The following is a 4092-nucleotide window of genomic DNA, read 5'->3' on the forward strand; positions in this document are numbered from 1 at the left end:
CCACCCAGCCTGCCCCTGTCGCTACCGCCTACCGCATCCGGCGGTGGATGCCAGAGCAGGTATTATTTACCCCCGCCGCCCTAGACGAGCCCTGGGGCCAGCAGATTCTCCAGCGGGTACAGGCGCTAGATCTGCCCGTCGAGTACCTAAAGCAAAACCGCATCACGGGCCTGCGCGGTGAGACCGAGCGCGAAACCTACGCTATTTCGAAGCGCACCCTGGCGGTGGTTACGGCCCCGGCCAGCCAGCTCAAGCTGACCCCGATTCCGCCCTCGGCTGATTGGCAGTTTCACCTGGCCCAGGGCTGCCCGGCCCACTGCCAGTACTGCTACCTGGCCGGTAGCTTGCAGGGGCCGCCAGTGATTCGCGTATACGCCAACCTGCCGCAAATTCTTAAAAACCTGGCGCAATACGAGAAACACGACCAGCCCACCAGCTACGAGGTGAGCTGCTACACCGACCCCCTGGGCATTGAGCACCTCACCGGCAGCCTGGCGGAGTGCATTCGCTACTTTGGCACCCGCGATCGCGGCCATCTGCGCTGGGTCTCAAAGTTTGACAATGTGGACGATTTACTGAATCTGCCCCACAACGGCCACACTCGCTGCCGCTTCAGCATCAACGCCGCCTCGGTGTCGCGCTTTCTAGAGGGGGGGACCGCTTCAGTGGCTCAGCGCTTGCAGGCGATTTGCAAGCTGGCGCTGCCGGTTGAGCAGGGCGGTGGCGGCTACCCTGTGGGCTTTGTGGTGGCACCCATCATGCCGCTAGAGAACTGGCGCGAAGAGTACACCCAGCTCCTAGACGATGCCGCTGCCGCCCTCGATTTTGACTGCGACCTTACCTTCGAGCTGATCTCCCACCGCTTTACCCCTGGGTCTAAGGAGGTCTTGCAGGAGTGGTACCCCAACAGCAAGCTGGATTTAGACGAAGCCAACCGCACCACCAAGCGCAACAAGTTTGGCGGCATTAAGTACGTCTACGACAAAGACACGATGAAAGCGCTGCGGAGCTTCTTTGAGGAAGCAATCGCCCAGCGCTTTCCCCAAGCCAAAATCTTGTACTGGACCTAACCACGGGTCCAGCTTGCCCATAGACGTAGGGTGGGCAATGCCCACCACTCCATCTGCGGCACACCTAGAGAAACTCTCAAGGAAACCGTTGCCCCGGCTAATGGCTCAACTCCAAAACTTGTTAGGGCGCAGGCCCTGCGCCCCTACGATTCACCATCATGTTCCAATCATCCGCGCCCATTGAAACCGCCGCCGATGTCCCCAAGCTGGGGCTGGTCTGCATTACTACCTCGCCAGAGGTGCGCTTTAAGACCATGACCCGCAAACGACTGCTGCAATTGGATGAGGCGGCCCAGACTGAGGCCCTGCGATCGCTCTACGGCGAGAACCTAAAGCGACTCAACCAGGCGCTCACCTTCTGTCAGGAGCATCAGATCCGGCTCTATCGCCTAATATCCAACGCCTTTCCGTTTTCAGATACCCCCCTGGGCGATCGCATTCTGGCGGAATATAGCGACGCGCTCAGGCAGGTGGGCGATCGCGCCCAGGCTGCTGGCATTCGGCTGGTGCTGCACCCCGATCAGTTTGTCGTGCTCAACTCCGACAACCCAACGGTGATTGCCAACAGCATCACCATTCTGGGTGCCCAGGCCCGCTGGTTTGACCTAATGGGTCTGCCCCAGTCGCCCTGGGCGGCGATGAATATTCACGGCGGCAAGGGCGATCGCGCCGAGCGGCTGATTCAGGTAATTGGCAACCTGCCCACCCCCATTCGCTCTCGCCTCACCCTAGAAAACGACGAGCACACCTACAGCACCGCCAGCCTGATCGACATCTGCCGGGCCGCCCACATTCCCCTGGTGTTTGACGCTCACCACCACCTGATTCACGAACGGCTCGACAGTTACGACCACCCCAGCGTGGGGCAAATGCTGGCAGCAGCCCGCACCACCTGGCCTGAGTCCACCTGGCAACTGGTGCATATTTCAAACGGGCGCGAGGCGCTACACGACCCCCGCCACAGTGACCTAATTGCCACCATGCCCACCAGCTACCGCCAGGCCCCCTGGATTGAGGTAGAGGCCAAGCAGAAAGAAGTGGCGATCGCCCATCTGAGCCAAACCTGGCTCCAGCCTGAAGCTAGCTGACTGATAAAACCGTAAAAATTCTCACTATCACGTAGATTGGGCGGCGCGGTAAGTAGGTAGTGCCCATCGTCCTGAGGGTGATTTTCACCGAGAGCCGTCGGATCTGGGGCGATGGGATCATTCGTTTTCACTGGCCCTATGGGCAATCCAAAGGCCATCGTGGTAGCGGTGGTGGCCTACAATTACGCCCTGCACACCGACGCGATCGCGCTCTAGAATGCGAATCTCGTGGGCTGGGTTGGCGGGTTTTAAGGTGACCTGCGCCTCGCCTTCTCGGTAAAACACATGCTTGAGGGTGGTGCCCTCTCCATCGATCCAGATGGCGACGATGTGGCCGGGGCGAATGGCCCACAGATCGTGGGCGGGGCGAATCACCACCACGTCGCCGTCAAGAATTTGGGCACCCACCATGCTGTCGCCGCTGACTTGCAGAGCATAGTCACCGACTATATAGCGATGGCCCTCTAGCCAAATGCGCTCAGAGCGCTCGGGATGATCTATCAGGTAGCCCGCCTGAACAATGCCCCACAGCGGCAGTTCACTGGAGAGTACATGAATGGCGCGTGCCCGACCAAACTGCCGCTCAATGTAGCCCTTTTGCTGCAACCGTTTGAGCAGGTCTTGAACGAATGACATGGAGGGCGATCGCAGGTCGTCCTTCATCTCGCGTAGGGTAGGGGCATAGCCGTAGCTGCCAACCCATCGTTTTAGGCAGTCGTATAGACGGCGCTCCGCAGGGCAAAGAGTCATGACGAAACAAAATGGTACTGGTGTATTAATTTGACACTCAGTAATTCTACCTGTCAATAGGTTCATTTGTGCTGCCAAGTGGTTCCGTGATGCCAGAGGGGAAGGTTGAAAGCTGCCGACTCTGATTAAAGTCTTGGGTTTGGCAGCCGCTGTTCTTGGCAGTCATAGTTCTTGGAGCCCCGGCGACTTCACCGAGCCACTCACAGAAACAGCGCGGGTTTGCGCTAATCTGTGACAGATGCATCGTGCGCAACACTAATATAGAGAGCTTGGCAGTACGCGGCTATGGCTGAAACAGGACAGGGAGAACGGTTGCTGGGCAAGCGCTACCGGGTGCTGCGGCAGCTCAGCCGGGGCAGTTTTGGCGACACCTACCTAGCCGAAGACAGCCATCGGTTTCAAGAACTCTGCGTGCTGAAAGAGTTTAACCCCCAGGTACCCGGCAAACTGGCCCTCGACAAAGCCCAAACCCTGTTTGAGCGCGAGGCCAACATTCTCTACCAAATTAACCACCCCCAGGTGCCTCGGTTTCGCGAGCTGCTGCGCGATGAAGGGCGACTGTTTTTGGTGCAGGACTACGTCGAAGGCCCCACCTACCGAGAACTGCTCGATCGCCGCCGCGCCTACAACGATCGCTTTAGCGAAGCTGAAGTAGTGCAGTTTTTAATCCAAACCCTGCCGCTGCTGCAATACCTGCACAGTATCGGCATTGTGCACCGCGACATTTCGCCCGACAACCTGATTCAGCGCAACGCTGACGGTCGCCCGGTGCTAATCGACTTTGGCGGCGTCAAGCAATTGGTGGTGAATGTGCGCCACCAGCTGGGGGTAGCTCAGCCCTACCAGGCCGCCGATGGCACCGTCACCCGGTTGGGCACGGTGGGCTATGCCCCCGAAGAACAGCTTGAGTCGGGCCAGGTCAGCCCCGCCACCGACCTCTATGCGCTGGGGGTAACGGCCCTAGTACTGCTAATCGGCAAAGACCCCGCAGAGCTGTACGACGATCGCCGCGATCGCTGGAGTTGGCCCGAGCAAATTGAGCTATCCGATACCCTGCGCCAGGTGTTGACCCGCCTGGTGGCCCACAACCCCGAAGACCGCTACCCCTCGGCAGGGCAGGCTCTAGCGGCGCTCAATTTGGCCCACCCCGACCCGCTCTCCACCGCCTGGGCACAACCCATGCC

The 4092-nt window shown here is 59.5% G+C and carries 4 protein-coding genes; 3 read left to right on the forward strand and 1 reads right to left on the reverse strand.

Annotated elements, in window-relative coordinates; genetic code table 11:
- Positions 1-47 precede the first annotated feature (47 nt).
- Positions 48-1070 carry a spore photoproduct lyase family protein gene (locus IQ273_RS31285; RefSeq protein WP_194026994.1) on the forward strand — a complete coding sequence of 341 codons (1023 nt, stop codon included), beginning with the start codon at positions 48-50 and terminating at the stop codon, positions 1068-1070.
- A gap of 158 nt (positions 1071-1228) precedes the next feature.
- Positions 1229-2158, forward strand: coding sequence for a UV DNA damage repair endonuclease UvsE (gene uvsE, locus IQ273_RS31290; protein WP_194026991.1), 930 nt, complete (start codon positions 1229-1231; stop codon positions 2156-2158).
- A gap of 117 nt (positions 2159-2275) precedes the next feature.
- On the opposite strand, the gene lexA is transcribed toward uvsE, so the two are convergent.
- Positions 2276-2908 carry a transcriptional repressor LexA gene (gene lexA / locus IQ273_RS31295; RefSeq protein ID WP_194026992.1) on the reverse strand — a complete coding sequence of 211 codons (633 nt, stop codon included), beginning with the start codon at positions 2906-2908 and terminating at the stop codon, positions 2276-2278.
- 285 nt (positions 2909-3193) lie between these two features.
- On the opposite strand from lexA, the gene IQ273_RS31300 reads away from it, so the two are divergent.
- Positions 3194-4092: serine/threonine-protein kinase (locus IQ273_RS31300; RefSeq protein WP_194026993.1), on the forward strand; the 899-nt coding region annotated here is incomplete at its 3' end.

This window comes from Nodosilinea sp. LEGE 07298 (assembly GCF_015207265.1).
GTDB lineage: Bacteria > Cyanobacteriota > Cyanobacteriia > Phormidesmidales > Phormidesmidaceae > Nodosilinea.

Bases quoted from the DNA above. Each gene is read 5' to 3' on its own strand.
- IQ273_RS31285 (WP_194026994.1), top strand. From the start codon at position 48: ATGCCAGAGCAGGTATTATTTACCCCCGCCGCCCTAGACGAGCCCTGG.
- uvsE (WP_194026991.1), top strand. From the start codon at position 1,229: ATGTTCCAATCATCCGCGCCCATTGAAACCGCCGCCGATGTCCCCAAG.
- lexA (WP_194026992.1), bottom strand. From the start codon at position 2,908: ATGACTCTTTGCCCTGCGGAGCGCCGTCTATACGACTGCCTAAAACGA.